This is a genomic window from Aromatoleum tolulyticum (genome assembly GCF_900156155.1).
GTDB classification, from domain to species: domain Bacteria; phylum Pseudomonadota; class Gammaproteobacteria; order Burkholderiales; family Rhodocyclaceae; genus Aromatoleum; species Aromatoleum tolulyticum.
Genome location: NZ_FTMD01000002.1, coordinates 247152 through 273409 on the forward strand (window position 1 = coordinate 247152; position 26258 = coordinate 273409).

Consider the following 26258-nt stretch of genomic DNA (forward strand, 5'->3'; position numbering starts at 1 on the left):
TTGAGCAGCGGCGCGGGCCGGTATTTCGGGTCGTTGAAGCCGGCGTGGAACATCTCCATCACCGACAGCATCGTGTCGAGGCCGATGAGGTCGGCCAGCGCGAGCGGGCCGATCGGCTGGTTGCAGCCGAGCTTCATGCCGGGATGCGTTCGTAGATGGCGGCGATGCCCTGCCCGCCGCCGATGCACATCGTCACCAGCGCATAGCGGCCGCCGGTGCGGTGCAATTCGTGAATGGCCTTGACGGTGATGATTGCCCCGGTGGCCCCCACCGGATGGCCGAGCGAGATGCCCGAACCGTTCGGATTCACCTTGGCCGGATCGAGGCCCAGCTCCCGCGTCACCGCGCAGGCTTGAGCGGCGAAGGCCTCGTTGGCCTCGATCACGTCGATGTCTTCCGCGCGGATGCCGGTGCGCTCGAGCACCATGCGCGTCGCCGGAACCGGCCCGATGCCCATGTACAGCGGCTCCACGCCGGCATGCGCATAGCCCACCAGCCGGGCCAGCGGCTTCAGGCCCAGCGCTGCGGCACGGCCCGCTTCCGCGAGCACCACCGCGGCCGCGCCGTCGTTGAGGCCGGACGCGTTGCCCGCCGTGACCGTGCCGCCGTCCTTCTTGAATGCCGGTTTCATCGACGCCAGCGCTTCCATCGTCATGCCGGTACGGACGTGCTCGTCGGTGTCGAACAGCGCGGTGCCGCCCTTGGTCTTCACCTCGACCGGCACGATCTGATCGCGGAAGTAGCCGTTAGCGATCGCGTTAGCCGCGCGGCGCTGGCTTTCGAAGGCCAACTCGTCCTGCATCGCGCGCGAAATGCCGTAGCGCTCGGCGACGTTTTCCGCGGTGATGCCCATGTGCAGCTGCTTCCACGGGTCGTGCAGGATGCCGTTCATGTAGTCGACGAGACGCGCATCGAGCATGCGCGCACCCCAGCGCAGGTTCGGCACGGTGTAGGGTCCGCGGCTCATGGATTCGGCGCCGGCGCCGATCGCGATATCGCAGTCGCCCAGGCGGATGGCCTGCGCGGCGGACACGATCGCCTGCAGGCCCGATCCGCAAAGACGGTTCACGTTGAAGGCCGGCACGGTATCCGGAATGCCCGAATCGATCGCCGCGACGCGGCTCAGGTAGGCGTCGCGCGGCTCGGTCGGAATGACGTTGCCCATCACGACATGCCCAATCGCATCGGGCGCCACGCCCGAGCGCGTCAGCGCGGCCTTCACGGCGACGGTGGCGAGATCCCCGAGCGGAATGTCCTTCAGCGACCCGCCATAGGTTCCGATGGGCGTGCGCGCGGCTCCCACCACGACTACTTCACGTTGCGACATATCTTCGCCTGCCTCGCGTATGCGTTATGACGATGTTGCCTCGCCGCCGGCCCGGCTACCTAGCCGGCACCACGGCGACGGGGGCTAACACAAACAATACCGTTTTGTTTGTTTTACGCATGTTAAGCCAGTTTGGCTGTCCCAACAAGTCACCGCCGCCGGTCGAGTTCCGTCCCCGACCGCTCACTGGCGTCCGAAGCCGCGGAAAAGATGCCATTCGGCGGCACCGGGCCGCCCAACGGCAAAGCTTCGACGAGAACTGCCGGGCGACGAGGCGCACGCAGCGACCGGCAGAGACCGGTCAGGCGCCCAGCGTCGCCACGTCGTCGTCGAGGCGCACCACCGTCTTGCCGGTGGTCTCGCCCGACATCAGGCGGATGAAGGCGGCCGGCGTGTTCTCCAGACCGGTGGTGACGTTTTCGAGCGCCTTCAGCTGCCCCGACTTGATCCAGCCGGCGATACTCTCCTCGGCCTCGGCGAGAATCTCGGGGTGCTCGAAGGCGAGGAAGCCGCGCATCGTGATGCGATGCACCAGCACCTGCCACAGGTTGCGCAGCGGATAGGGATCGCCGGCATTGTTGTAGTTGGCGACCATGCCGCACACGACGATGCGCCCGAAATCGGCCATCAGCGGCAACATCGTGTCGAGGACCCGCCCGCCGACGTTGTCGAAGTAGATGTTCGCCCCGCCCGGGCAGGCCGCGCGTATCGCCCCGGCGAGGTCGTCGGTGGCACGGTAATTCACTGCGGCATCCATGCCGAGACCGGTGACGATGTCCGCCTTGTCGACACTGCCGACGATGCCGACGACGCGGTTGCCGCGCAGTTTTGCAATCTGCCCGGCGACGCTGCCGACCGCCCCGGCCGCTGCGCTCACCACCACGGTTTCGCCGGAACGCATCTCGCCGATCTTCTGCAGGCCGATGTAGGCCGTGATGCCCGACCAGCCCAGCGCGCCCATGTAGGCGGAGAGCGGGATCTGCGGGTCGACGCGGAGGTTCTCCATCGCGATGTTCGACGGGTCGAGGATCGAATACCGCTCCCAGCCGACATAGCCGCGGCCGTAGTCGCCCTCGCGGAAGGCGGGATTGCGCGACTTCACGACGCGGCCCAGCACCATCGTCGGAATCAGGCCGCCGATCTCGACCGGCTTCATGTAACTCTCGCGGTCGTCGAGCATGCCGCGCGTGGCCGGATCGATGGCGAAAACCTTGTTCTCGATCAGCACCTCCCCGTCGGCCAGTTCCCTCACCGGCTCCTCGACGAGCCGGAAGTTTTCCGGCATCGGCACCCCGGTCGGACGCGAATTCAGCACCACCCTGCGGTTCAACATGTCATTTCTCCGTCGCTGTCCGGTCGCGGCGACCGGCGCCTCATCAAAGTTCTGTCCGGTGCGGGGGTGACGGCCACACAACTGCCTGCGGCGCCGAAAACCCCTGCCGACGGATTATATCCAATCCGACCGGTCGGTCGTGTATTTTTGCAGGCGCGGACGCGCTCGCCACCAACCGGCCCCTCACGATCCGGATCCTGGCGCGGGCATCAGCCCTCCAACGGCGCCACCATTACCTTGCACTGCGTCCGGTCGCTGCGCAGCTGCTCGAAAACCTGCGGCAATTGTCCGAGCGGGACCGTCGCGGTGACCATCAGCCGCGCTTCCGGCGCGCCCGCGGCGAGGACTTCCGCGCACACGGCGAAATCCCTCGCGCTGTAGCCGAGCGGGAAGAGCAGGCGCGCCTCCCGGACGTTAGCGGCCGCCGGGACGAACGTGTCGGCGCTCATGCAGAACCCGGCCGAAACCACCGTTCCGCGCGGGCGCACGTGTGCAATGGCCTGCGCGACCAGTCCCGGCTTGCCGACGCACTCGAACACGAGCTCCGGAGCTTCGGGGTCCGCGGCGCCTCCCATGGCAAACGCGGCCGGATCGCGCTCGCAATCACCGGGCGCGATGCAAACTGATGCGCCCATGCGCAACGCGAGCGCCGCACGCGCAGGAGCCCCCTCGACGACCGTGATGTGGCCCGCTCCCAGCCGGCGGGCCCAGAACACGACGCCGAGACCGATCGGTCCGGCGCCCTGCACCAGCACCCGCGCACCCGGCCGCATGCCTGCCGCGGCGACCGCGTGCAAGGCTACCGCCAGCGGCTCGAGGAGTGCGCCGTCGGCGAGCGACAGCGCCTCGGGAAGCGCGAAGCAACTACTCTCCGCGACCACCGCGTAGTCGGCAAAGCCGCCGTAGCACGGCTGCACGGCCGCGCACCATGCCGGCTCGCCGGCGAGACAGCTGGCACACTGCCCGCAGCCCCGCAACGGCAGCACGAACACCCGGTCGCCGCACCGGAAACGCTCGACACCAGCGCCGAGCCCGGCCACGATGCCGGCGAATTCATGACCGAGCACCGTGCCCGGCGGCACTTTCGGATCCCGCACATCGGTCAGGTGCAGATCGGTGCCGCAAATGCCGCTGCGGCCGACCTGCACCACGAGCTCGCCAGGCCCGGGAACGGGGTCCGGCACGGTCTCGATGCAGAGCGGCCGCCCCGCCTCACGGAATACTGCTGCGCGCATCTCCCCTCCCCGCCGGCCGCATGCCGGCCTGCGCAAACGCCTGGTCAGCGCGACGCGCCGGTCCCGTCCGCGAGCACTGCGGCGATCTCGCTCATGCGCGGATTGCGCCGCAAGGTCAGCCCGCCATTGACTTGCAGGTTCTGGCCGGTCACGAAGCATTCGTCCGATGCCAGCCACAATGCCGCGTCGGCGACGTCGTCGGCGGTGCCGACGCGGCCGAGCGGATATTCGCGCCGGAACAGTTCGACCAGCGCCGGACTGGCGAAAGCCGACGCTGCCATCGGCGTGTCGGTGATCCCGGGCGAGATGGAGTTGGCACGAATGCCCCGTTCGCCGAACTCGTTGGCGACGCAGCGGATGACGTGGTCGATGCCGGCCTTGGTGCCCATGTAGGCGGCATGATTGTCGAGCATGATGGTCGCCGTCGCCGACGAGATCTGGATGATCGACCCGCCCTGCGTCATCGCCCGCACGACCGCCTGCATGAACTGGAACGGTCCGGTGAACTGCACCGCGTTCATGTAGTCGAGGTCCTCGTGCGTGGTATCGAGAAACGGTTTGAGCAGCCCGTAACCGGTGGCGTTGATGGCAACGTCGAGCCGCCCGAAACGCTTGACGGTGGCATCGATCAGCGCCGTGATGTCCGCCTCGCGCGTGATGTCGCACAATGCATACGCACCACCGACCTCTTCGGCAAGCTGTTGCAGGGGCGCGGCGTGACGGCCGGCCACCATCACCTTCGCCCCTTCGCGCGCAAAGCGGCGCGCGATCACCTGCCCCATGTTGTCGGCCCCCGCGGCCCCCACCACCACCACCACCTTCCCCGCAACGCTGCCCATGCCTTCCGCTCCTCAATAAAAATACACCGCCGCGCGCCACTGTCGCTACAGCGTGGTCCAGCCCCCGTCGATATCCATCACCATGCCCGTCGCATAGTCGCAATCCGCGAGGAACATCGCCGCGTCGGCCATGCTGCCGGCGCTGCCGGCCCGTTTCAGCGGGATGCGCGAATCGATGAAGCCGCGCCGCACGATGTCGTCGGGCGCCTGGCCGGCCACCGCGCGTTCGCGCTCCTCCGGCGTCAGGATCAGCCCCGGCGACAGCACATTCACGCGGACTTCGCGTGGCGCGAGCTCCAGCGCGAGCTGGCGCCCGAGCGAATTGACCGCGCCGCACAGCGCCGAACCGCCGGCGTAGTTCGGGATCGCCGCCTTCGCCGCGATACCCGAGCACAGCATGATCGAACCGCCGGCGGGCATCTTCGGCACGGCGTAGTGGCACGCGTACATCTGGCCGAAGAAGCGCCCGGCGAACAGCTCCACCCAATGTTGCGGCGGCAGCTCGTCGATGGCACCGAACACCCAGCCGCCGGCGCAGGTCACGAGCAGGTCGACGCGTGCCAGCGGTTCGAACAGCGCCCTGACCTGCGCCTCGTCGGCGACATCCACGACCACGCCGGTCGCGCCGTGCCCGATCACCTCGACCGCTTTCGCGAGCCGCGCCGCATCGCGCGCGGCGACTACCACCCGCGCGCCCTCCGCGGCGAAGCGGCGGCCGATTTCCAGGCCGATGTTGGAACTGCCACCCGTAATCACGGCGGTCTTGCCGTCGAGCTTGCCCATGCCCTGTTCCCCTCCAGTCCCGCTTGGCGTGCGCGGGCGACCGCGCTGCGCCGACCTTTACTGCGCCGCGGCACGCGCAGCGTTCTGCCCCGCGAGCCGCCCCAGGATGACTGCGTTGGCGATGCTCAGGCCGCCGCCCGCGTAGCGCTTGCCCTGCACCGCGCCGACCACTTCACCGGCTGCGAACAGACCGGGGATCCGGCGCTGGTGCTTGTCGAGCACGCGGCACTGGCTGTCGATCTCGGGGCCGCAGCTGGTCCAGCCGATCACCGATGCGCGCACCTCGATCGCGTAGAACGGCGCCTTGCGGACGGCGAAGCGCCGCTCGGCCTGCTTGAGGAATTCGCCGTCGATGCCGCGGTCGCAATCGGCGTTGTAGTTCTCGACCGTCACGCCGAGGCTGATCGGGTCGACGCCGAGCTTGCGCGCGAGCGCGTCGATCGAGTCGGCGACGAACACCTCACCCTTCTCGATCCGGTTGCGGATCGTCTGGTGGTCCCAGGTCGTCGCCGCGAGTTCGGAGTGGTAGGGATCCGAATACGCGGTGTCGACGCTGGCGGTCGCGAGCGTCGGCTCGTCGAAGATCGCGAACGCCCGCCGGTCGGTCTGGCTGTTGATGATGTAGCCCGAGACACTGTAGGTCACCGTCTCGTCCATGAAGCGGCGCCCTTCGCGATTGACGAGGACGATCCACGGCGGCAGGAAGGGCTCCACGACGCGCCCGGCGGCGCCCGACGCGGGCAGCGGCAGGCCGGTATCGAAACCGACGATGTTCGCGCCGACCTCCTCGCCCATCCGCAACCCGTCGCCGAGGATGAAGGGCGCGTGCCAATGCACCGCGTAGACGCGGTCGCCGTGGTAGGCCATGCTTGGCCAGTAGCGTTCGAGCATCTCGCGGCTGTTGCCGAAGCCGCCGGTGGTGACGACGACCGCGCCCGCGCGCAGCTCGGCACCGGCGGCGCGCACGCCGACAACGCGGCCGTCCTCGACGATCAGGGACTCGACGCGCGTCGCGACCGCGGTCTCGATGCCGCGGGCCTCGAAGGCGCGCACGATCGTCTCGCCTACGCTGCCCGCCCCGCCGCGGCTCGGATGGCCGCGCGGCACCGAATCGACGCCCGAGCACATCAGCCACTCGGGCGGGAACTCGGCGCCGTGCCCGATCAGCCAGTCGATCGCCTCGGGGCCGTGATCGCACAGCAGCCGCAGGATCGCCGGGCTGAACTCCCACTGGTTGAGGTTCATCACGTACTCGTACATCGCATCGGCCGTGTCCTGGATGCCACGGGCCTTCTGCACGCTCGTGCCGGCCGCATAGAACACCCCGCCCGACTGCAGCGTCGCGCCGCCGACGTGCTTGTCGGCTTCGAGCACCATCACCGACGCACCGGCCCCCTGTGCCTCGATCGCCGCGCACAGGCCCGCGCCGCCGCCTCCGACCACGATGACATCGAAATCACGTTCCATCCCGCTCTCCCCGATCGCTGTTCAGTCCGTCGTTCCCCGTTCGCAGCCCGCGCCTCCCGCGGCCCGACTTCGGCCCGCTGCGGGCGACACCGGTGCCACGCCGGTTCGCCTCAGTAGCGCCAGCGCGGCTGCGGATGCAGGATCGAGTACTCGGCGCAGCCGTAGCCGCGCTCGCCGGTCTCGACGATCTCGAAGTCGAAGAACGACTCGTAACAGTCGAGCGTGCATTCGGCGTCGTTCTCGCCGCGCATCAGGCCGTTCATCGTGTGCGCATGCTTGCGCCCGGTGCGCACGTGGATGACGTCGCCGCCGGGCAAGGTCAGCTCGTAGAGGAAGCTCATCGCGGTGCGGCGGTCGTCCTCGGTGCGGATGATGCAGCTCGCCCCTTCGATCGGACGGCTGCCGCTCGCGTCGGACAGGAAGCCGCCGAAGCGCGGCGCGCCCTTGTGCGGCACGACGAAGTCGGGGTTCATCCAGCCGAAGGCGTTGAGGTGGAAGCGCTCGGTCTGGATCGACGGCCAGAAGTGGAACAGGCTGTCCTGGTAGGACAGCGGCGGCAGCTCCCACGGCGTCTCGCCGCCGAAGCGGTTGGTCCACGAGTGGTCGCGGTGCGCCCAGGAGTTGATCTGGCGGCGGCCGCGGCGCGGGCCGGCGCGTACCTCGAACTCGCCGGTGCACAACAGTCCCTGCTCGTAGTGGCCGCCGTAGTTGTAGGTGTCCGCGCTCGTCAGCGGATTGCCGCCGTGGCAGTCCTTGTAGTCGAAGACCGGGAAGCGCCCGGTGTAGAGCAGGTCGAAGCCGTACTTCGGGCCATCGAACTGGATGCGAATCTGCTCCAGGGGTTTGACGACCTGATAGCTCATGTGCCCGCCGACGAGCTTGTCGAACTTGCGCGGCGCGTCGGCCGCGAACGGCACCTTGTTCGCCCACGGCTGCGCGACGCCGTCAATGACCATCATCGTGCTGAAGCGGCCATAGCCCTTGTTGCTCACGTGGAGGTGGTTGACGCCGAAGATGTCGGCCTCACGGTCGCAGATCGAGAACCAGAAGTTGTCGCTGAACAGGGCGTCGCTGCCCGCGGGGGCGAAGTGCAGGTACTCGTCGTCGGCATTTACGGTCATGACAGGCTTTCCTAGTGGTCAATATTCGTGGTGCGAGGCACCGGCCCCGCACCGCATGGTTCCCGGGTTGCGCCGCCCGCGGCCAACCCGTTCCGTGATTACTGATTCATGATTCATCCGGGATCGCAATCGCGCGCCGCCCGGCACGCGCCGCGCTAGCGCACGCCGCCCCGTACCAGCTTCATGTACACCGCGACGGCCGCATCGATCTGCCGCCGCGACACCCGCGTGCTGCGGTAATAGCGCCGATACAGCGCGGTGCGCGCCGCGATCAGCATGTGCGCCAGCGCCTCCAGTTCCGCCTCGCCGTAGTTGGCGATCTCGCCGGCCTCGACGCTGCGTCGCAACGACGCGATGTAGTGCGCCGTGGTCACCGCGACATACTTGCTGTAGGCGATCGGCGCGGCGACCTCGGCCTCGTTGAGCACGCGGAACAGCCACGGGTGTTTGCGCATGTGCTCGAAGAAGGCGCGGTAGCCACGTTCCTCGATCTCGTAGAAACCGCTCGCCCCCATCACCGCGGTGCCCATCGCCTTCAGCAGGTCCATGCCGACATGGGTGAGCAATTCGTCCATCAGGGCCTGACGCGACTCGAAGTAGTGGTAGAAGGTGCCCTGCGCGATGCCGGCCAGCTCGGTGATGCGGTTGACCGAGGTATCCCAGTATCCGTGCTCGCCGACCGCCGTCGCGGCCGCCTGGAAGATCGCCTCGCGCACGCTCGACGCCCGCTCGGCGCGCGTGGGCCGACGGCTGCGGCCCGCAGGACGCGTCTCCGCCACCGGAACCGCAACCGCGCCGGCCCCGCCACGCCCTGCGCGTCCGCGACCGGCAGGCGCCGCTGCGCCGTCCTCACCTGCTTCCCTGGCCTTAATTCCCACGTCGAACTCCTCCGCCGGCATCCTCGTCTCCCTTGCAATGTCCGCCGCCGCTAACCGATTCGTGCGGCGATCGCCCCTGCCGCCGCAGCGCCGGGCCGGGCGGCATACGCCGCAGCCTTCATTTGCGCCATCGCGTCCGTCGTCGCGGCATCGAAGCCGAGAATCTCGATGACCGACGCCCCCGCCTCCTCGCAGTCGAAATATGCGAATTTCACACTGCCGCCGCCGAGAACGCCCGAAGACAGTTCCGGCAAACCCTGCTCGCGCAGGCGCGCGACGGTGGCGTCGAAATCCGGCACCGCGAACGCGACGTGGTGCAGGCCGGGGCCCTTGCGATCGAGGAATTCGGTGTAGATGCTGGGCCCGCGCAGCGATTCGATGAGTTCGACCTGCACCTCGCCGGCATAGCCGAGCGACAGGCGCATCGCCGAATCGGCCGGCCGGCCGCGGTAGCGGCTCTCCTCGCCGAGGACGACGTCGAAGCGAGCCCACGCCGGCACGCCCATCACCCGCCCGAACCACTCCTCCGCGGCGTCGAGGTCGCGCACCACCCAGGCAGTCTGAAAATAATGCGCGGCCAGCGCATCCAGCTCGTTCGTCATCGTGGTATTCCTAGGGGACAAGAATTACTTTCATCGCGCCACGGCTCTTGTCGGCGGCCACTTCAAAGGCCTCGCCGATCCGCTCCAGCGGCATCACGTGCGTCACCAGATCCTGCATCGGCACCTTGCGCGAACCCATCAGGTCGACGGTGTAACCGAAGTCGGTCTTCAATCCCTGCGTCCCGTAGGTCAGGCAGAAACGGTAGGTCACGTCCTTGAGCACCGATTTCCACGAGTCGACCGGCACCAGTTCCTCCCACAACCCCAGCACCAGTACCTCGCCGCGCGGGCGCACGATGTCGGTGGCCTGGCCCAGCGTCGGCGCGTGACCGCCTACGGTCTCGACAACGATGTCCGCAGCGCCGCCGTCGAGGTGCGAGCGAATCTCCTCGACCGAGGCGTCACCGCTGCCGCGCACCACCACGTCGGCGCCGAAGGCCTGCGCGAACTGCGCCTGCTGGTCGTACTTGGCGGTAACGATCACCCGGCCCGCACCCATCGCCTTCGCCGCGCCGACAGCCGCGAGGCCAAGCACGCCCGCGCCGAGCACCACCACCTGCTCGCCGCCGCGCAGGCCGGCGCGCCGCAGTGCGCTGACGGGAGCCGCCGCCGGCTCCGCGATCGCGGCCGCGTGCGTCGCGATGGTGTCGGGCAGGATATGCAGACCGCGTTCCGACAGCTTCAGGTAATCGACGTAGCCGCCCGTCGCATGGGCAGCGCGACCGGTGCACTGGTTCGGCCAGCCCGCCGTGCAATACGGACACACGCCGCACGCGGTGCTGTGAAAGAAGTCCACCGCGATGCGGTCGCCGACCTTGACGCGGCGCACGTTGCGGCCGGCTTCGGTGACGACGCCGCCGAACTCGTGCCCGGCAGCACCCGGCATCGGATAGCAGCACATCGCATTGGCCGAACCGCCGCCATGCCAAAAATGCAGGTTGCTGCCGCAGATCCCGTGCCCCTCGACTTTCACGATCACGGAATCGTCATCGACCTCGGGCTTGTCGACCTCGACGATCTCGAACCTGCGCGGGGCCACGAGGGTGACCGATCGCATCTTCGCCATGCCTGTCTCTCCTTGCGCTGCCGCGATTACGCTGCCGCGTCCGCGGCAAGATGCTGCTTGCCCTCGCGGTCGCGAGTCGTCATTTCCTCGAACAACTGCACCGTCACCCCCTCCCCTTCGCGACGCGCGCTGCGCACGAAGAAGCGCTGGATGTCGCGCAGCGTTTCACCGGCCGCGGCGTCGCCGGCGCTGCGGCAACGCGCCGCAAGCGCCTCCAGACGCTCCTTGAGCGCGGCGTTCTCGGCCATCAGGGCGTCGACGTGGAAAGCGTCCGCCGGCGGCGGTGCCTCGGCACCGCAGCGCCGCAGCAGCTCGCGGGCCTCGTCGCTGTCGGCGCGGATGCGCGCCAGCGCGGCCGGGGCGACGATGCGCGGCAGGTCTTCGAGCAGCGTCACCAGTTGCTCGGCCTGGATGCGCGCCATCGCGTCGGAAAGATGCGGCAGGATCCACTCGCGCACGCAGGCGGCCATGCCGGCGGTGAGCTGCTGCAGCGGAACGGTCTGTTCGATCATGCTCCCAGTCCTATCGCCGCGGCTTCGGCGGGTATGTTGTTGGCGAGTACGTTGCGCCCGATCTGCAGCAGGCGCAGGTCGGACGAGCGGCCATCGGCGAAGACTTTCAGCCCGGTCAGCCCGACCAGGTCGGCCTTGAGCGTTTCGAGCAGCGTCCAGTAGCGCACGCGTTCCTCGTCGACGGCGATGCCCGACTGCTGCGTGTAGCGCTCCGCCATCTCCCCGCTGACGCTGCACCAGCCCGCCAGCGCCGGGATGCGCGTGAAGGCGATGTCCGCCATCGGATCGCCGATGAACACGCGCTCCCAGTCGAGCACGGCGCGGATGCGGCCCTCGCGCCAGACGAAGTTGCCCATGCGGTAGTCGTTGTGGATCAGCGACAGGCGCGGGCTGCGCGGGCGGTTGGCGCGCAGCCACGCGATGACCTCGCGCAGCACCGGATAGGGCCGCAGGCGGATGCGGTCGAGTACCTCCTCGCAGCGGTCGAGCGCCAACGCCGCCGGATCGCCGCGGTCGGCGGGCACGCCGAGGAAGGACAAGCCGTGCGCCTCCCAGTCGAAGGTGTGCAGCTTCGCCAGCGCATCGACGAACTGGCGGTGCACCTCCGGCCGCGAGGCCTCGGGCAGGATGTCGCTCCACGGCAGCGGCACATCGCCGTCGACGAATTCCATGATGTAGAACGAGGTGCCGAACAGTTCGCCGCCCGCATCGCACCAGTACACCCTGGGCACGGGCACTCCCGAATCCTGCAGTACCCGCAGCACGCGGAATTCGACGCTGGCATCGTAGGGTTCGAGCAGCCCGGCGCGCGGCGCCTTGCGCATGATCAGCGGCGCGCTACGCGGGCCTCCCGCCTCGACCCAGCTCGCGCGCATGCGCCAGGTTTCGTAGGAAAAACCACCAGGCATGCGTTCGAGACCGCTGACCGTGGCCGGCGCCCCCGTCTGGTCGGTGATGAAGCGGGCGAGGATCGCGGTGGCATCGGCGACGGTCGGCATCGCTCACACCCCCCGCAGCCCGGCGGTGGAGCCGCCGTCGATCAGATATTCGGCACCGGTGACGAAGGCCGCCTCGTCGCTGGCGAGGTAGGTCACCAGTCCGGCGATCTCCTCGACCGAGCCCATCCGCCGCAGCGGCGACAGCCCGCACAGCTGCGCCCGCGCGGCCGCCGGATCGGGCGCACCCGCCATCGCCTCGCGGATCATCTGCGTTTCGACGACGCCGGGATGGATGGTGTTGCAGCGGATGTTCAGGCCGGCATCGGCGCAGTGCATCGCGATGGACTTCGCGAGCAGGCGCTGCGCCCCCTTCGCGACGCTGTAGCCGACGTTGCGCGGCAGGGCCAGGATGCCGTTCATCGACGAGTTGATGATGATCGAGCCGCCGGGGCCGCCGGGGTTGACGCGCATCGCGGCGACCGCGTGCTTGCACGTCAGCATCGTGCCGGTGAGGTTCACGTCGATGATCCGGTCCCACGCCCCGACGTCGATGTCCTCGATGTTGCTGTCCGCGCCTTCCACGCCGGCATTGGCAAAGACGACGTCGAGGCGCCCGAGCCGGTCGCGGATCATTTCCATCAGCGGCGCCCAGCCGGCGCGGTCATCGATGTGGTGGGCGTGGAAGATCGCCCCGGTGGCCTCGCACAGGGCGGCCGCGCGCCCGGCGTTGGAGCCGGTGAACACCACGCTGGCGCCTTCGCGGCGGAAGCGCTCCACCGTCGCAGCCCCGATCCCCGCGGTGCCGCCGGTCACCAGCGCCACCTTACCCGCAAGTCGTCCCATGTCGCTCCCCCGCCCGCCGGTGCCGTTCAGTCGGCCCGAATGGTCTTGTAAACCCGTTTCGTGAATAGCCACCGGCCGCCGATCCGCACCAACTCGTCGTCATACTGGCCGCGCAGGCGCAGCACGCGCCCGTCGGGATGCGGGAACACCTCCGAGGTGTAGGTGCGGGCCGTCGCGCGGTCGCCGTCGACCTGGATCGCTCCCGGCGTGGCGATGTAGGCGAGGCCCGGGTAGTCGCCCATCGAGCGGATCCAGCCGGCGACGATCTCGTCGCGGCCGCGAAAGCATTCGAGCCCCGGGTACTCGGGCAGGCGCCATTCGCTGTCCTCGGCCCACACCCCGGCCCACGCCACGGCGTCGCGCTGCATCACCGCGTCTGCGTATTGCTCGATCACTTCGCGAATCGCGAGACGGTCTTCAATCGGGCCACTGAACGACATGCGCTGCTCCCTCCGGCAACGGGCAGATCGTGCCCGGACCTATCCAAGCAATCTGTTCTGTTTTGTTTACTGCGGCGATGCGGCGAATCCGGGCTGCCCGGTGAGCTCCTGCAGCTCGAACACGTTGCCGTCGGGATCCCGCCCGTAGGTAGCGCGCACGCTGCCGAAATCCTGCGGGGGGCAGTGGAAGCGAACGCCAGCATCGACCATGCGCTGGTAGGCGGCGTCGACATCCGCCACATCGAAGCACAGGTGGGTGATGCCGTAGCGATTCACGGGGCGGTCGCCGCCGCCTTTCGGCGCCTGGGCCGGGAAGGCGAACTGGAACAACTCGATGCAGGTCGGGCCGCGCTGCAGCATCACGGCCGTTGCCGCGGTGGCGGTCAGCGCCATGACGCGGTCGATCTTCGCCTCACCCGGTTGCCATGCCGTGCGCGAGATCTCCTCGAATCCGAGCAGACCACAATAGAAATCGCACATCGGTCTCAGGTCGGGCGTCGAAATGGCAACGTGGTGGATCGCACGGATCATGGAACAGGCCTTGAATCGGTTGAGGAATCAGGTCCTGCCCGCGCTGCGGGTCGACCTAAAAACAAACTGTCCTGTTTCGAATAATGATTCAGCAGTCACCGACTGTCAATTCATTTTTTGCACTGTGCCCAACAGGCGCTTCCTCCTCCCCGCCGAGCTGCCGCAACACCAGCAGCGCCGTGACGCCCAGGATCACGTACGCCCCCAGCACCGGGCGCAGCGTGCCGTCGAAGAATTGCCCGACCAGCCCGCCGAGGAGCGCGCCGACGGTCATCGATACGAAGCCGAACATCGACGACGCGGTGCCGGCGATGCTGCCGAGCGGACTCATCGACATCGCGGTGAGGTTGGGCAGCAGCATGCCGAAGACGAACATGTTGCACGCCTGCACGGCGAGGAACACCGGCAGAGTGATGCGGCCGGCTACGGCCAGCACGAGCGCGACCGCGCTCACCGTGACGAGGACGTACAGCGCCGCGCGAATCAGCTCCGCGCTGCCGAAACGGCGCACGAGGCGCGCGTTGGCGAAGGCCGCGGCGGACATCGCCAGCGAGACCAGCGCCAGCAGCGGCGTAAAGTGCAGACCGGCGTCGAAGGTGCGCTGGAAGATCGCCTGCGCCGAGGACAGGAAGCCGAGATGCGCCCCCATCACGAGGCCGCATACGATCATGCAGACGAAGGCGACGCGGGTGCGGACGACCGTCCGGTAAGCGGCCGCCAGCGAGCGCGGCGAGAGCGAACGGCGCCGCGCCACCGGCAGCGACTCCTCGAGGCGCCACAGCGCCCAGCCGAGCGAAATGCCCCCGACCACTGCCACCGCCGCAACGATCCAGCGCCACGAGGCGAACAGCAGGATGAGTTGCCCGAGCAGCGGCGCGACGATCGGCTCGAGCAGCACCACCGCCATCGCCAGCGACATGACCCGCGTCATCTGCGGGCCCGCATGGAGGTCGCGCACGACCGAGAAGGTCACCACGCGCTGCGCGCCCGCGCCGATGCCCTGCAGCAGACGTGCCACAAGCAGCGCCTGGAAGTCCTGCGCCAGTGCGCCGGCGGCACTGCCTGCGACGAGGAGCAGCACGCCGGCGATGAACAGCGGGCGGCGGCCGTAACGGTCGCTGAGCGGACCGAACAGGAGTTGCGATGCGCCGACGCCGAGCACGAAAACCGCGATCACCGCCTGGCCGCGGTTCGAATCCGCCAACCCGAGGTCTTCGCCGAGCGGCAGCAGCGCGGGCAGCATCATGTCCACCGCCACCGCGCCGGCGACCAGGCTGAGCGCGACGAAGGCGACGAATTCGGCCGGCCCCATGCGCGGCGCAACGGCCGCACCGACGCCCTCCGCCGGGTCGCTAACTGCCACGAAATTCCGGCTTGCGTCGGCCGAGAAAGGCGGTCACAGCCTCGGAGAAATCGTGCGAGCCGGCTGCGGCGAGGAAGGCCTGCAGTTCGGCGTCGATCTGGCCGGCGAGGTCCTTCTCGAACGAGCCGTAGAACAGCTGCTTGGTCCGTCCCAGCGCCGCCGTCGGCTGCGCGGCGAGGCGTGCGGCCAGCGCGAGGGCCGCGGCATCGAGTTCCGCATCGGCCACGACCCGGCTCACGAGTCCCAGTTCCAGCGCGCGCGGCGCGTCGATACGCTCGTCCAGCAGGGCCAGCTCCATCGCCCGACGCACGCCCAGAAGCCGAGGCAGGGTGTAGCTGCCACCGCCGTCGGGCGAGGCACCGAGCTGGCCATAGGCCAGCTTGCAATTCACGGTGTCGCTGGCGATCACGACATCGCAGGCGCACATCAGCGAGAAGCCGAATCCGGCTGCGGCACCGCGCACCGCGCCGATTACCGGCTTGGCCATCGTCCGCAGGCTCGTGACGGCGCGTCCGACGTCGCTCACCAGCGCCCCGAGCTTCGCGTCGCGCTCCGCGGCAGGCAGCGCGAGCAGCTCCGAAAAATAGCGGATGTCGCCGCCGGCCATGAAATGCGGTCCGGCCCCGGTAACGACCACGCAGCGCACTGCCGCATCCGCGGCGGCGTCGGCCGCGATGCCGGCGAACCGGCTGGCCATTTCCGGGCCGATGGCGTTCATCGCCTCCGGCTGGTTGAGCACGATGCGCAACACCGCGCCGTGCTGCTCGACGATGACCTTGTCACCCATGCCTTGCTCCCTTTTCCTGTTGTCGCCTGTCAGCGGGTTGTCACAGCGTATTCACGGTATGGCCGCCGTCGACCACCAGCACCGCGCCGGTCATGTAGGAGGAAGCAGCCGAAGCCAGCAGCAGCAGCGGGCCGACCAGTTCCGCGCTCTGGCCGAGCCGGCGCGCGGGAATGCGCTTGATCAGACCCTTGCCCGCCTCGGTGGCGAAGAAATCCCGGTTGAGCGGCGTTTCGACGTAGCCCGGCGCCAGCGCATTGACACGAATTCCGTAGCGGGCGAGTTCCAGCGCCATGGCTTTCGTGAGCTGGATCAGCGCCGCCTTCGATGCCGCGTAGGCCGGCACCTGCTGCGCCACGCGCAAACCGAGGATCGAGGCGATGTTGATGATGCTGCCGGCCCTGCCGGCCTCCTTCATCGCCCGCGCCACGCCCTGCGCGACCCGCCACGAACCGTCGAGATTGACGTCCATGATGCTGCCCCAGTCCTGCTCGTCGACATCGAGCAGCGGTTTCGTGAGGGTCACGCCGGCATTGTTCACGAGAATGTCGGGCACCCCGACGTTGGCGACGATCCACGCCAGGGCCTCGCTCACGCTTTCGGCGCGCGTCACGTCCATGGCCACCGCATGCGCCTGGTGTCCGGCCGCAACCAGCGCTGCGGCGACGTCGCGCCCCTGGTCGATGCGCCGGCCGGCGAGGACGACCACCGCCCCGGCGCCCGCCAGTGCCTCGGCGAAGTCGCGGCCAAGGCCGCTGAAAGCGCCCGTGACCAGCGCGATCTTTCCCGATATGTCGAACAGTCCTGCGACATTCAAGGTGCTCATGTGTGCATCCCCCCTGCCACCCCGTTCCGGCCGGCCGCGACGAAACGGGCAAAATGCTCGTCGCGGCTGCCGAACAACGCCGCATTGACCATCAGGCGGCGGAAATAGTGGCTCACGTCCAGTTCTTCGGTGACGCCCAGGCCGCCGTGCATCTGCACCGCCTCGTTGGCCACGTGGCGCGCTGCGTTGCAGATGTAGGCCTTCGCACCGCTGACCACGCGCGCCCGCTCCGCGGCCGGCCGGCAGAGCGCTTGCTGCGCCGCCAGGGTCAATGCGGCGACTTCTTCCTGCAACAGGAACATATCGACGGCACGGTGCTGCAGAGCCTGGTTGGTGCCGATGGCGCGTCCGAACTGCTTGCGGATCTTGAGGTAATCGCAGGTGGTCGCGACCAGCACGCGCACGGCTCCGAGCGCCTCGGCGCAGGCCGCCGCGGCCGCCTCGTCGAGCACCTCGGCAAGGGCCGCCTCGACCGCCGCCGCGTCGGCACCGAGCAGCTCGGCGGGCGCACCGGCAAAATGCAGGTTCGCCGCCCCTCGGCCATCCACGAGCCGGTAGCGCGTGATTTCGGTTTCCCCCGCCGCGGGATCGACGAGGTAGAGCCGCCTGCCGCCGTGGGCGCCATCCAGCGCGGAGACGATCAGGTGGTCGGCGACGTCGCCGTGCAGCACCGATATCTTTCTGCCCGACAGGCGCCCGCCGCGCACCCGGCAGGGGCTGTCGCCGGGCTCGGCATCGGCGAAGGCCAGCCGCAGCGAGCCGTCGGCGAGCCCCGGGAACAGCGCCGCCTGCTGCGCCTCGCTGCCGAGCTTCACCAGCAACCCGGTACCGACGATGGCGCTGGCCAGCACCGGCTCCATCAGCAGGCGGCTGCCCACCACTTCCATCAGCGCGCCCACCGCCAGCGGATCGGCGTCGAGACCGCCGTGGGCCTCCGGCAGGCGCAGCGCCAGCCAGCCCAGGTCGGCGTAATCGCGCCACGCGCGGGCGCTGTAGCCGGTGGCCTCGCCAAGCACGGCGTGACGCTGCAGGAAGCCGTAATTGTCCGCCGCATAACGCGCCGCGCTGTCGCGCAGCATCGCGGCCGTTTCCAGATCCATGTTCATAGCCCCAACACTCCCTTGGCAACGATGTTGCGCTGGATCTCGGAGGCGCCGCCGAAGATCGTCGCGGCGCGGTTGTAGAGATGATCCTTGATGATGCCACCGGCGTCCTCCGGCCCCAGCGGCGGCGGCGCTGCGGCATGCAGGGCCGCCGCATCCCAGGCGACGCCCGCCAGGCCCAGCGTGTCGACCGCCGCTTCGGCGATGTGCTGGTACAGTTCGGTGCCGCGCAGCTTGATCAACGAGGCCTCGGCGCCGTGCTCGGTGCCGCGCATCATCGACTCCACCGCCTGGTAGGACGCCACTTCGAGTGCCATGAAGCGCAGCTCGAGCTCGCCGATGCGGGTTCCGAGGCGGTCGCGCGAGGCGGGCGCCGCCTCTGCCGCCAGACTCTTCAGACGCTCCAGCGCGTGCCATGCCATGCCGACGATGGCACCCGCGGTGCGCTCGTTCTTGAGCAGGTATTTGGCGTAGGTCCACCCCTCCCCTTCGGCCCCGACCAGGTTTTCGGCGGGAACACGGACGTTTTCGAGCCACACCTCGTTGACGTGGTGATAGCCGTCCATGGTCGGAATCGGCTTCACGGTCACGCCCGGACTGCGCATGTCGATCAGCAGGAAGGAAATGGACTTCTGCGCCTGCTCGCCGCGCGCCGTCTTCACGAGACAGAACAGCCAGTCCGCCCATTGCGCGTAGGTCGTCCACACCTTCTGGCCGTTGACGACATAGTGGCCGCCTTCCCGGATCGCCTCGGTGCGCAGGCCCGCGAGGTCGGAGCCCGCGCCGGGCTCCGAATACCCCTGGGCCCAGAAGTCATCGGTGGTCGCGATGCGCGGCAGGAAGCGCGCCTTCTGCTCCGGCGAACCGAAGGCATAGATCACCGGCCCCACGTACTTGACGCCGAACGGGATCACCCACGGACAGCCGAGCCGTGCGAGTTGGTCCTCGAAGGCGAAGCGCTCGAGCAGCGACCACGCCTGGCCGCCATATTCCTTCGGCCAGTGCCCGACGGCCCAGCCCTGATCGTTGAGCAGGCGCATCCAGCGGACGTAGTCATCCTTGTCCAGCACCTGATGCAGCCGCGACTTGCGCTTCAGGTCCGCGGGCATCACCCCGTCGTAAAAGCTGCGGATCGCCGCCTTGAGTCCTTCGGCCCGTTGGCGGGCTTCGGTGATCGGATCGGTCATGACATTTCCTGCGCAATGGTCACAGTCGGATGCGGACGCGCCCGCGGCGTCTCCCGCTGCAGGTGGCTTGCCGCCCGCCAGAAGAGGCCGCCGGCCACGAGTGAAAAAAGGGTCGCCGAACAGATCGCATAGCGAATCGATTCGGTCTGCATGCCGTAACGGGTCGCCAGCAGGTCGCTGAGCAGTCCCGTCACGAAGGGGCCGAGCCCGAGGCCCAGCAGGTTGAAGGTGAGGATCACCACTGCCGACGTGAATGCCCGCATCGACGAGGGCACCAGCAACTGCGGCACGGCGACGATCGGGCCGAAGTAGAACATCATCAGTGTGGAGGCAACCGCACCGAAAGCGAGCGACAGCGCCGCCGAGGAGGTCAGGTACTGCGCGAGGGCGAAGGGCGTCATCGCGATCAGCGCGACCGCCACGACCCGCAGGCGGCCGCCCGGATCGCGCTGCCCCATATGATCCGACAGCCGCCCCCCGGCGTACATGCCGACCGCACTGCAGAGGCCGTTGAGCAGCGCGAGGTACAGCGAGATCTGTGCGAGCGGCATGCCATGCACGCGGCCATAGAAGGGCGCATTCCAGTTCATGACCGAGTACTGCGCGTAGGCCTGGCAGGCGCCGGCGAGAATGATGTAGCGGAAGGTGCGCAGCCCCCACAGATGACGGACCACCTCGGCCATGCCGTGTGCCGGCGGCACCTGCTGCGCGGGCGGATCGAAACGCCCCCTGACCGGCTCCCGCATCGACAGGAATACCAGCGGCGCCAGCGCGACCCCGGCGATGCCGACGATCGCGAACGTGGCGCGCCAGCCGACCGCCGCCTCCAGCTGACCGGCGACGACATAGCCGAAGGCCATGCCCGCGGGCAGCGACAGCCCCCACAGGGCGAGCACCGTCGCGCGGCGCGCGGGGGCGTACAGGTCGGCCACGATCGAATGGGTGGACGGCACGCTTCCCGCCTCGCCCACCGCCACGCCGATGCGCAGCAGCACGAGGGCGGCGAAGCCCGCGGCGAGCCCGGTCAGCGCGGTCATCACGCTCCACAGCGCGAGCGAAGCGGCGATGATGCGGACACGGTTGCTACGGTCCGCCCAGTACGCCACGGGCAGGGACAGCGTCGAATAGACGATCGCGAAGGACAGGCCGGTGAGCGCCCCCAGTTGGGCGTCCGACAGGCCGAGGTCGCGCTTGATCGGCACCTGCAGGATCGAAATGATCGTCCTGTCGACGTAATTGAACATCGACACGAGGAACAGCAGGAGCAGCGTGTATCTGCGCTGGAGGTCTTCGCTCACTGTCACGTCCCGTCCGTCGTGTCGGCGCCGCACATTACCGCAACCCCGCCCGTTTCAGATGCCGCCGCCCCCGTTCGCGAACCGCCACGCCGCCTTCGCCAACGGACGGATGTTGGCGGTGATCTCCGCGGCATTGGCCGATGCGGCATTGCCTTCCTGCAGGCGGAAGGCGATGCCCTGCAGGATCGCCGCAGTGCGAAACAGGTTGAACGCGCGGTAGAAAGGCAGGGTCGCGTCGACCTTGAAGCCCGTGCGCTCGCAATAGCGTCGGATGTATTCCGTCAGCGTCGGGATCCCCAGCGCCGTGAGATCGGCGTCCTGCAGCGTACCGCGCGCATCGACACCGGGCGGGCGGTACCACTCCATGGTGTGATACATCAGGTCGCCGAGCGGATGACCCAGCGTCGACAGTTCCCAGTCCACCACCCCCACCACCCGCGGTTCGGTGGGATGGATCAGCAGGTTGTGGAAGGAGTAATCCCCGTGGATGATCGACGACAGCCCGTCTTCTTCCGGCACGTTGGACGGCAGCCAGGCCATCAGCCAATCCATTTCGGGAATCGTCTCGATGCGCGACTGGTCGTACTGGCGCGACCAGCGCGAGATCTGGCGCTCGAAGTAATTTCCCGGTCGGCCGAAATCCGACAGGCCGAGCGCGGCGTAATCGACCTTGTGCAGCCGCGCGAGGGTTTCGTTGGCCGAGTCGAACACCGCCGCGCGCTCCTGCGGCGTGAGGTCCGGCATGCGGCAGTTCCAGAAGATCCGCCCCGGCACATGGCGCATGACATAGAACATGCTGCCCAGCACCTCGCGGTCCTCGCACAGCGTGAAGGGCTGCGGCACGGGAAAGCCCGGAATGTGCGACAGGGCGTCGATGACGCGGAATTCGCGGTCCACCGCATGGGCGGATTTCAGCAGCACGCCGAGCGGCTGACGACGCAGCACGTATTTGGTCTGCGGCGTCTCGAGCAGATAGGTCAGGTTCGACTGCCCTCCCTGGAACTGCCGGACCGTCAGCGGCCCACGGAAATCCGGCAAGTGCTCGCGCAACCACTCCTGCAGGCGACCTTCGTCGATCCGGGCGACCTGGCGGATGTCGCCGACCTCGCCGATATAGGCCTTGGGCTCGACACCCGCAGGCGACTCGCCGACCACGGCATCCAGTTGTATCGCGCTGTTTGCTATTTCACCCATGGCATTTTTTATCCGTCGTTGGCACCGCGAAGATGCGAATTGGCGCTACCCTGGGTCTCCGCCATGTGGACACGAAAACCCGCGTTTTTCCTTCCCGTCCCGCCACTGCCGGAACTGATCGACTGCACCGGCTTGCCCGCACAACTCGCCCGCACGTTCGGTCGATCGAAATCCCGCATGTGGCCAAGGCAAAGCACCAGCCGTTCGGGCAAAGGTAATCGACCGACCGGTCGGCTGTCAACATGAAAAATGCGACCCGCGTTGGGTCGCATCCGCAAAAATCCCGTCGAGCATCTGCTCATTGACACTCGACCGCCCGGTCGGTAGGCTTTTGCGTAAAGGGACTTGTCCAACCTCCTGCGGACTGCCAACCTGCCATTGATCGACGGCCGGGCGAAACCGCCTGTACGCGGCAGCGACCCAGTCCGCACCTGACCACACACCGGGAGACCCAAGTTGACGGAACCGAATGCCCTGCTCCAGTCGGAGCTACTGAAACAGCTCGCACCCTTCACGCGTTCCGGGTATGCCCTGTTCCGCGAGGTGATCGAAGCCGATGGTGCGCTGCCCGCGAAACTGAAGTGCCTGTTTGCCGCGGTCGCGGCCTGCAACCGCGGCTACACGGAGCTCGCGCGCAGCGAGCTCGAACGCGCCGCGGCGCGCGGCCTGCCGCTCAACGAGGCGGCCAGCGGACTGATCCTGCTGAGCAGCCTGCGTGGCGAAGGTGCGGCACTCGCATTCGACACCCTGCTCCGCGCCGTGTACCCGCAACTACGGGCAACCGCAGCGGATGCGCCGCTGGTGCGCGCCGCCCCCGGTGAAGCCGAGGCGAACTTCAAGGCCTACTTCGGCACCATCCCGCCTGCACTGGCGACGCTGCTCAGGCTCGCACCCAAGGGAGCGGACGGCTACTTCCTGATGCGCAAGGGCACCATCGACTGCAACCAGCTCGACCGCAAGGCCGCCGAACTGATGCTGGTCACCGTGCTCGCATCCGACTACAGCCCGATGGCCACCACCCACATCCGCGCCGCGCGCGCGGTCGGCGCGACCGACGAGGAACTCGCCGAGGCCATTCTGTGCGCGGTCCCCTGCGCCGGCATCGCCGCGTGGATGGGTGCCGGCGTGCTGCTGGAGGCCCAATGAGCGCCCCCGCCGAAGGCTGCGTGCAGGACGCCGCGCAGACCTCCGCCGTCGCCTATGCGCTCCACGGCGACATCGCGGTGGCGACCGTCAACAACCCGCCGGTCAATGCCCTGAGCCTCGCCGTCCGCAGCGGCCTGCTGGCGGCCATCGGGCGCAGCCTCGCCGACCCGCAGGTGCGGGCGCTGGTGATCGTCGGCGGCGGCAGCACCTTCGTCGCCGGTGCCGACATCAACGATTTCGGCAAGCCCTACGACGAACCCACGCTGTATACGATCATCGACACGCTGATGGCGAGCCCCAAACCCGTGATCGCCGCGATCCACGGCACCGCCTTCGGCGGCGGACTCGAACTTGCCCTCGCATGCCAGTGGCGCATTGCGAGCCCGGACGCGCAGATCGGCCAGCCCGAGGTCAAGCTGGGCCTGATGCCCGGTGGTGGCGGCACGCAATGGTGGCCGCGGATGGCCGGGCCCGCGGTCGCGCTCGAAGTGACGACCAGCGGCAACCCCGTCGCCGCCCTCCAGGCGCATGAATGGGGCGTCATCGACCGCATCGCCGAAGGCACGCTGCTCGAAGACGCGCTCGCGATGGCGCAGGATGTCGTCGGCGGCGCCCTGCCCGCGCGCGATCTCACCGAATCGACCGACAGGATCCGCGATATCGATCCCGCGCTCTTCGACGATTTCCGCAAGAAGAACGCGCGCAAGTGGAAAGGCCAGCTCGCGCCGTGGAAGATCGTCGACTGCGTCGAAGCCGCCTGCCGCCTGAGCTTCGACGAAGGCTTCCGCCTCGAGAAGGACGCCTTCAGCGAATGCGAGCGCAGCTACCAGAGCCGCTCGCTGATCCACCTGTTCTTTGCCGAACGCGCGGCCGGCAAGCTGCCGGACGTCACCGCGGCGCCCGCGCCGGTCGCGACGGTCGGAGTGGTCGGCGCCGGCACGATGGGCGCCGGTATCGCGATGAGCTTCGCCAACGCCGGCCTGCGGGTGACCCTCCTCGACAGTTCCGACGAAGCCCTCGCGCGCGGCCTGAAGACGATCACCGGCAACTACGCCACCTCCGTGAGCCGCGGCAGCATGCCGCAGGCACGTGCCGACGCCGCCCTCGCCTGCATCAGCGCGACGACGAACGACGCCGCGCTGGCCGACGCCGACCTCATCGTCGAAGCGGTGTTCGAGGATTTGGCGATCAAGCAGTCGGTGTTCCGCCGCCTCGATGCCGTCGCCAAACCCGGCGCGATCCTCGCGACCAACACCTCGACACTCGACGTCGACGCCATCGCCGGCGTCACCTCGCGCCCGCAAAGCGTGCTCGGCCTGCACTTCTTCAGCCCCGCCAACGTCATGCGCCTGCTCGAAGTCGTGCGCGGCCCACGCACCGGCGCGGCGACGCTCGCGACCGCCATGGCCGTCGCACGCAAGCTGCGCAAGATCGCGGTCGTTTCCGGCAACGCCTACGGCTTCATCGGCAACCGCATCCTCGCCGCCTACGGGCGCGAAGCCGACTTCCTGCTGGAAGAAGGCGCCACGCCGTGGCAGATCGACCGCGTGTTGACGGAGTTCGGCTTTCCGATGGGCCTCTTCGCGATGCGCGACATGGCCGGCCTCGACGTCATCTGGCGCATCCGGCAGCAGGAAAACACCACACGCCCCGCCCACCTGCGCTATTCGCCGATCGCCGATCGCATCTGCGAGATGGGCCGCTTCGGACAGAAGACGAGCCGCGGCTACTACCTCTACGACGGCCGCACGCCCATCCCCGACCCTGAGATCGAGAGCCTCATCGTCGGCGTGTCGGCCGAGCTCGGCATCGCACGCCGCGACATCCCCGACGCCGAGATCCTCCAGCGTCTGCTGTGCGCGATGGCGAACGAAGGCGCCCGCCTCCTCGACGAAGGCGTCGCGCTGCGCGCCGGCGACATCGATCTCGTCTACGTGAACGGCTACGGCTTCCCGGCCACGCGCGGCGGCCCGATGTGGTGGGCGCGCGAAGCGGGACTCGCCTCGATCCGCGACGCCGTCGCCGCCTACCACCGCCAGCACGGCGACTACTGGACGCCCTCGCCGCTGCTCGCGCGGGCCGCCGCAGCGGGTGGCGACTGGGATGCCGCGCCGAGCCGCGGTTGCGCACCGGCCCACACTCTTCCTCACCCACCAACCACTACAGGGAGCGCACAAGATGCGTGACGCGGTAATCGTTTCCGTCGCCCGCACCCCGATCGGCAAGGCCTATCGCGGTGCATTCAACAACACCCAGGGCCAGGCCCTGGCCGGGCACGTCGTGCGGGCCGCCCTCGACCGCGCCAAGGTCGAATCCGACGCCGTCGACGACGTCGTGATGGGCTGCGCGATCCAGCAGGGCACCACCAGCTTCAACGTCGCCCGCCAAGCCGCGCTGCGCGCCGGACTGCCGGTCAGCGTGCCCGGCATGACCGTGGACCGCCAGTGCGGCTCGGGCCTGATGGCGATCGCCACGGCAGCCAAACAGATCATTGTCGACGGCATGAAGGTCGCGGTCGCCGGCGGCGTGGAATCCGTGTCGCTGGTGCAGAACGAGCACTACAACATGTTCCGCATCAAGGACCCGGTGCTCGACGAAAACGTCCCGGCGCTTTACATGTCGATGCTCGAAACCGCCGAGATCGTCTCGCAGCGCTACGGCATCAGCCGCGAGCGCCAGGACGAATACGCCCTGCGCTCGCAGCAGCTCACCGCCCGCGCGCAGGCCGAAGGGCGCTTCGCCGAAGAGATCGTGCCGATGGAATCCATCATGGCGCGCTTCGACAAGGCGAGCGGCAACACCGTGTTCGAGACCGTCACGCTCGACCGCGACGAAGGCAACCGACCGCAGACGACGCTGGAAGACCTCACCAAGCTGCAACCTGTGTTCAACGGCGGCCAGGTCCTCAAGGAAGGCCGCTACGTCACCGCGGGCAACGCCTCGCAGCTCTCCGACGGCGCCGCGGCATTGGTGCTGATGGAAGCCGGCGAAGCGGCGCGACGCGGACTCACCCCGCTCGGGCGCTATCGCGGCATGGCGGTCGCCGGCTGCAGCCCCGACGAGATGGGCATCGGCCCGGTGCTCGCGGTACCGAAGCTGCTGGCGCAGGCGGGCCTCAAGGTCGAGGACATCGACCTGTGGGAACTCAACGAGGCCTTTGCGTCGCAGGTACTGTACTGCCGCGACACGCTGGGCATCCCCGACGAGCGCCTCAACGTCTCCGGCGGCGCGATCGCCATCGGCCATCCCTACGGCATGTCCGGCGCGCGCATGACCGGCCACATCCTGCTCGAAGGCCGCCGCCGCAAGGCAAAATACGGCGTCGTCACCATGTGTGTCGGCGGCGGTATCGGCGCGGCAGGCCTGTTCGAAATTTTCTGAAAACATGGCATTGACAAATATCGTTGCCGTGGTAAGGTTTCACTTAGCCGACCGACCGGTC

25 protein-coding genes and 1 pseudogene are annotated in these 26258 nt (G+C 68.4%); 3 read left to right on the plus strand and 23 right to left on the minus strand.

The window, feature by feature from the left end; all coding sequences use genetic code 11:
• The 23 genes and pseudogenes from BW991_RS03775 to BW991_RS03885 form a co-directional block, all read right to left on the minus strand.
• Positions 1-140: pseudogene (locus BW991_RS03775) on the minus strand (3-hydroxyacyl-CoA dehydrogenase family protein); the annotation flags it as partial.
• On the minus strand, positions 134-1327 hold the full coding sequence (locus tag BW991_RS03780) for an acetyl-CoA C-acyltransferase family protein (protein ID WP_076600751.1): 1194 nt from the start codon (positions 1325-1327) through the stop codon (positions 134-136). The pseudogene BW991_RS03775 and the gene BW991_RS03780, both read right to left, overlap by 7 nt.
• Positions 1328-1628: 301 nt before the next feature.
• Positions 1629-2660: an NADP-dependent oxidoreductase gene (locus BW991_RS03785; protein WP_076600752.1), complete on the minus strand. Its 1032-nt coding sequence runs from the start codon at positions 2658-2660 to the stop codon at positions 1629-1631.
• Between the two features lie 209 nt (positions 2661-2869).
• Entirely contained in the window at positions 2870-3895 is a 1026-nt protein-coding gene (locus tag BW991_RS03790) for an alcohol dehydrogenase catalytic domain-containing protein (protein ID WP_076600753.1), read from the minus strand.
• Positions 3896-3939: 44 nt separating this feature from the next.
• Positions 3940-4734 (minus strand): SDR family oxidoreductase, encoded by a 795-nt coding sequence (locus tag BW991_RS03795; protein WP_076600754.1) that lies wholly within the window; start codon positions 4732-4734, stop codon positions 3940-3942.
• A gap of 45 nt (positions 4735-4779) precedes the next feature.
• Positions 4780-5517, minus strand: coding sequence for an SDR family NAD(P)-dependent oxidoreductase (locus BW991_RS03800; RefSeq protein ID WP_076600755.1), 738 nt, complete (start codon positions 5515-5517; stop codon positions 4780-4782).
• A 57-nt stretch (positions 5518-5574) separates the two neighbouring features.
• On the minus strand, positions 5575-6984 hold the full coding sequence (locus BW991_RS03805; RefSeq protein WP_076600756.1) for an FAD-dependent oxidoreductase: 1410 nt from the start codon (positions 6982-6984) through the stop codon (positions 5575-5577).
• Positions 6985-7094: 110 nt separating this feature from the next.
• Positions 7095-8105: a hypothetical protein gene (locus tag BW991_RS03810; RefSeq protein WP_076600757.1), complete on the minus strand. Its 1011-nt coding sequence runs from the start codon at positions 8103-8105 to the stop codon at positions 7095-7097.
• A gap of 155 nt (positions 8106-8260) precedes the next feature.
• Positions 8261-8983: a TetR/AcrR family transcriptional regulator gene (locus tag BW991_RS03815; RefSeq protein WP_170879040.1), complete on the minus strand. Its 723-nt coding sequence runs from the start codon at positions 8981-8983 to the stop codon at positions 8261-8263.
• A 50-nt stretch (positions 8984-9033) separates the two neighbouring features.
• Entirely contained in the window at positions 9034-9585 is a 552-nt protein-coding gene (locus tag BW991_RS03820) for a VOC family protein (protein ID WP_076600758.1), read from the minus strand.
• A gap of 10 nt (positions 9586-9595) precedes the next feature.
• Entirely contained in the window at positions 9596-10651 is a 1056-nt protein-coding gene (locus BW991_RS03825) for a zinc-dependent alcohol dehydrogenase (protein WP_076600759.1), read from the minus strand.
• 26 nt (positions 10652-10677) lie between these two features.
• The gene (locus BW991_RS03830) at positions 10678-11163 is read right to left on the minus strand and encodes a hypothetical protein (protein WP_076600760.1); all 486 of its coding nucleotides are present in this window, start codon (positions 11161-11163) and stop codon (positions 10678-10680) included.
• Positions 11160-12161, minus strand: a complete 1002-nt coding sequence (locus BW991_RS03835) for a phosphotransferase family protein (RefSeq protein WP_076600761.1) — start codon at positions 12159-12161, stop codon at positions 11160-11162. The genes BW991_RS03830 and BW991_RS03835 overlap by 4 nt, the downstream gene beginning before the upstream one ends.
• A 3-nt stretch (positions 12162-12164) precedes the next feature.
• Positions 12165-12944, minus strand: a complete 780-nt coding sequence (locus BW991_RS03840; RefSeq protein WP_076600762.1) for an SDR family NAD(P)-dependent oxidoreductase — start codon at positions 12942-12944, stop codon at positions 12165-12167.
• Between the two features lie 26 nt (positions 12945-12970).
• A complete protein-coding gene (locus BW991_RS03845) occupies positions 12971-13384 on the minus strand; it encodes a nuclear transport factor 2 family protein (RefSeq protein ID WP_076600763.1) in 414 nt (137 codons plus the stop codon).
• A gap of 66 nt (positions 13385-13450) precedes the next feature.
• Positions 13451-13915 carry a VOC family protein gene (locus BW991_RS03850; RefSeq protein WP_076600764.1) on the minus strand — a complete coding sequence of 155 codons (465 nt, stop codon included), beginning with the start codon at positions 13913-13915 and terminating at the stop codon, positions 13451-13453.
• 88 nt (positions 13916-14003) lie between these two features.
• Entirely contained in the window at positions 14004-15278 is a 1275-nt protein-coding gene (locus tag BW991_RS03855) for a multidrug effflux MFS transporter (protein ID WP_076600765.1), read from the minus strand.
• Positions 15268-16065, minus strand: coding sequence for an enoyl-CoA hydratase/isomerase family protein (locus tag BW991_RS03860; protein WP_076600766.1), 798 nt, complete (start codon positions 16063-16065; stop codon positions 15268-15270). The genes BW991_RS03855 and BW991_RS03860 overlap by 11 nt, the downstream gene beginning before the upstream one ends.
• Positions 16066-16105: 40 nt before the next feature.
• Positions 16106-16888, minus strand: coding sequence for an SDR family NAD(P)-dependent oxidoreductase (locus BW991_RS03865; RefSeq protein WP_076600767.1), 783 nt, complete (start codon positions 16886-16888; stop codon positions 16106-16108).
• Positions 16885-17994 carry an acyl-CoA dehydrogenase family protein gene (locus BW991_RS03870; protein WP_076600768.1) on the minus strand — a complete coding sequence of 370 codons (1110 nt, stop codon included), beginning with the start codon at positions 17992-17994 and terminating at the stop codon, positions 16885-16887. The genes BW991_RS03865 and BW991_RS03870 overlap by 4 nt, the downstream gene beginning before the upstream one ends.
• Positions 17991-19178 (minus strand): acyl-CoA dehydrogenase family protein, encoded by a 1188-nt coding sequence (locus tag BW991_RS03875; protein ID WP_076600769.1) that lies wholly within the window; start codon positions 19176-19178, stop codon positions 17991-17993. Before BW991_RS03875 ends, BW991_RS03870 begins: the two co-directional genes overlap by 4 nt.
• The gene (locus BW991_RS03880) at positions 19175-20476 is read right to left on the minus strand and encodes a spinster family MFS transporter (RefSeq protein WP_244551601.1); all 1302 of its coding nucleotides are present in this window, start codon (positions 20474-20476) and stop codon (positions 19175-19177) included. The genes BW991_RS03875 and BW991_RS03880 overlap by 4 nt, the downstream gene beginning before the upstream one ends.
• A gap of 54 nt (positions 20477-20530) precedes the next feature.
• The gene (locus BW991_RS03885) at positions 20531-21670 is read right to left on the minus strand and encodes a phosphotransferase (RefSeq protein ID WP_076600771.1); all 1140 of its coding nucleotides are present in this window, start codon (positions 21668-21670) and stop codon (positions 20531-20533) included.
• A gap of 456 nt (positions 21671-22126) precedes the next feature.
• Between BW991_RS03885 and BW991_RS03890 the strand changes: the two genes are divergently transcribed.
• The 3 genes from BW991_RS03890 to BW991_RS03900 are packed head-to-tail and all read left to right on the plus strand — an operon-like array spanning position 22127 to position 26197.
• Complete coding sequence (locus tag BW991_RS03890; RefSeq protein ID WP_076600772.1) at positions 22127-22816, plus strand: carboxymuconolactone decarboxylase family protein; 690 nt, start codon at positions 22127-22129, stop codon at positions 22814-22816.
• Positions 22813-25002 carry a 3-hydroxyacyl-CoA dehydrogenase NAD-binding domain-containing protein gene (locus tag BW991_RS03895; protein WP_244551602.1) on the plus strand — a complete coding sequence of 730 codons (2190 nt, stop codon included), beginning with the start codon at positions 22813-22815 and terminating at the stop codon, positions 25000-25002. The genes BW991_RS03890 and BW991_RS03895 overlap by 4 nt, the downstream gene beginning before the upstream one ends.
• Positions 24995-26197 (plus strand): acetyl-CoA C-acyltransferase, encoded by a 1203-nt coding sequence (locus tag BW991_RS03900; protein ID WP_076600773.1) that lies wholly within the window; start codon positions 24995-24997, stop codon positions 26195-26197. The genes BW991_RS03895 and BW991_RS03900 overlap by 8 nt, the downstream gene beginning before the upstream one ends.
• Positions 26198-26258: the final 61 nt, after the last annotated feature.

What these genes read in the sequence shown, in the direction of transcription:
- BW991_RS03820 (WP_076600758.1), bottom strand. Translation starts at nt 9,585, where the DNA reads ATGACGAACGAGCTGGATGCGCTGGCCGCGCATTATTTTCAGACTGCC.
- BW991_RS03825 (WP_076600759.1), bottom strand. Translation starts at nt 10,651, where the DNA reads ATGGCGAAGATGCGATCGGTCACCCTCGTGGCCCCGCGCAGGTTCGAG.
- BW991_RS03845 (WP_076600763.1), bottom strand. Translation starts at nt 13,384, where the DNA reads ATGTCGTTCAGTGGCCCGATTGAAGACCGTCTCGCGATTCGCGAAGTG.
- BW991_RS03840 (WP_076600762.1), bottom strand. Translation starts at nt 12,944, where the DNA reads ATGGGACGACTTGCGGGTAAGGTGGCGCTGGTGACCGGCGGCACCGCG.
- BW991_RS03865 (WP_076600767.1), bottom strand. Translation starts at nt 16,888, where the DNA reads ATGAGCACCTTGAATGTCGCAGGACTGTTCGACATATCGGGAAAGATC.
- BW991_RS03895 (WP_244551602.1), top strand. Translation starts at nt 22,813, where the DNA reads ATGAGCGCCCCCGCCGAAGGCTGCGTGCAGGACGCCGCGCAGACCTCC.
- BW991_RS03835 (WP_076600761.1), bottom strand. Translation starts at nt 12,161, where the DNA reads ATGCCGACCGTCGCCGATGCCACCGCGATCCTCGCCCGCTTCATCACC.
- BW991_RS03780 (WP_076600751.1), bottom strand. Translation starts at nt 1,327, where the DNA reads ATGTCGCAACGTGAAGTAGTCGTGGTGGGAGCCGCGCGCACGCCCATC.
- BW991_RS03805 (WP_076600756.1), bottom strand. Translation starts at nt 6,984, where the DNA reads ATGGAACGTGATTTCGATGTCATCGTGGTCGGAGGCGGCGGCGCGGGC.
- BW991_RS03875 (WP_076600769.1), bottom strand. Translation starts at nt 19,178, where the DNA reads ATGACCGATCCGATCACCGAAGCCCGCCAACGGGCCGAAGGACTCAAG.
- BW991_RS03850 (WP_076600764.1), bottom strand. Translation starts at nt 13,915, where the DNA reads ATGATCCGTGCGATCCACCACGTTGCCATTTCGACGCCCGACCTGAGA.
- BW991_RS03900 (WP_076600773.1), top strand. Translation starts at nt 24,995, where the DNA reads ATGCGTGACGCGGTAATCGTTTCCGTCGCCCGCACCCCGATCGGCAAG.
- BW991_RS03785 (WP_076600752.1), bottom strand. Translation starts at nt 2,660, where the DNA reads ATGTTGAACCGCAGGGTGGTGCTGAATTCGCGTCCGACCGGGGTGCCG.
- BW991_RS03830 (WP_076600760.1), bottom strand. Translation starts at nt 11,163, where the DNA reads ATGATCGAACAGACCGTTCCGCTGCAGCAGCTCACCGCCGGCATGGCC.
- BW991_RS03870 (WP_076600768.1), bottom strand. Translation starts at nt 17,994, where the DNA reads ATGAACATGGATCTGGAAACGGCCGCGATGCTGCGCGACAGCGCGGCG.
- BW991_RS03860 (WP_076600766.1), bottom strand. Translation starts at nt 16,065, where the DNA reads ATGGGTGACAAGGTCATCGTCGAGCAGCACGGCGCGGTGTTGCGCATC.
- BW991_RS03810 (WP_076600757.1), bottom strand. Translation starts at nt 8,105, where the DNA reads ATGACCGTAAATGCCGACGACGAGTACCTGCACTTCGCCCCCGCGGGC.
- BW991_RS03800 (WP_076600755.1), bottom strand. Translation starts at nt 5,517, where the DNA reads ATGGGCAAGCTCGACGGCAAGACCGCCGTGATTACGGGTGGCAGTTCC.
- BW991_RS03790 (WP_076600753.1), bottom strand. Translation starts at nt 3,895, where the DNA reads ATGCGCGCAGCAGTATTCCGTGAGGCGGGGCGGCCGCTCTGCATCGAG.
- BW991_RS03885 (WP_076600771.1), bottom strand. Translation starts at nt 21,670, where the DNA reads ATGGGTGAAATAGCAAACAGCGCGATACAACTGGATGCCGTGGTCGGC.
- BW991_RS03795 (WP_076600754.1), bottom strand. Translation starts at nt 4,734, where the DNA reads ATGGGCAGCGTTGCGGGGAAGGTGGTGGTGGTGGTGGGGGCCGCGGGG.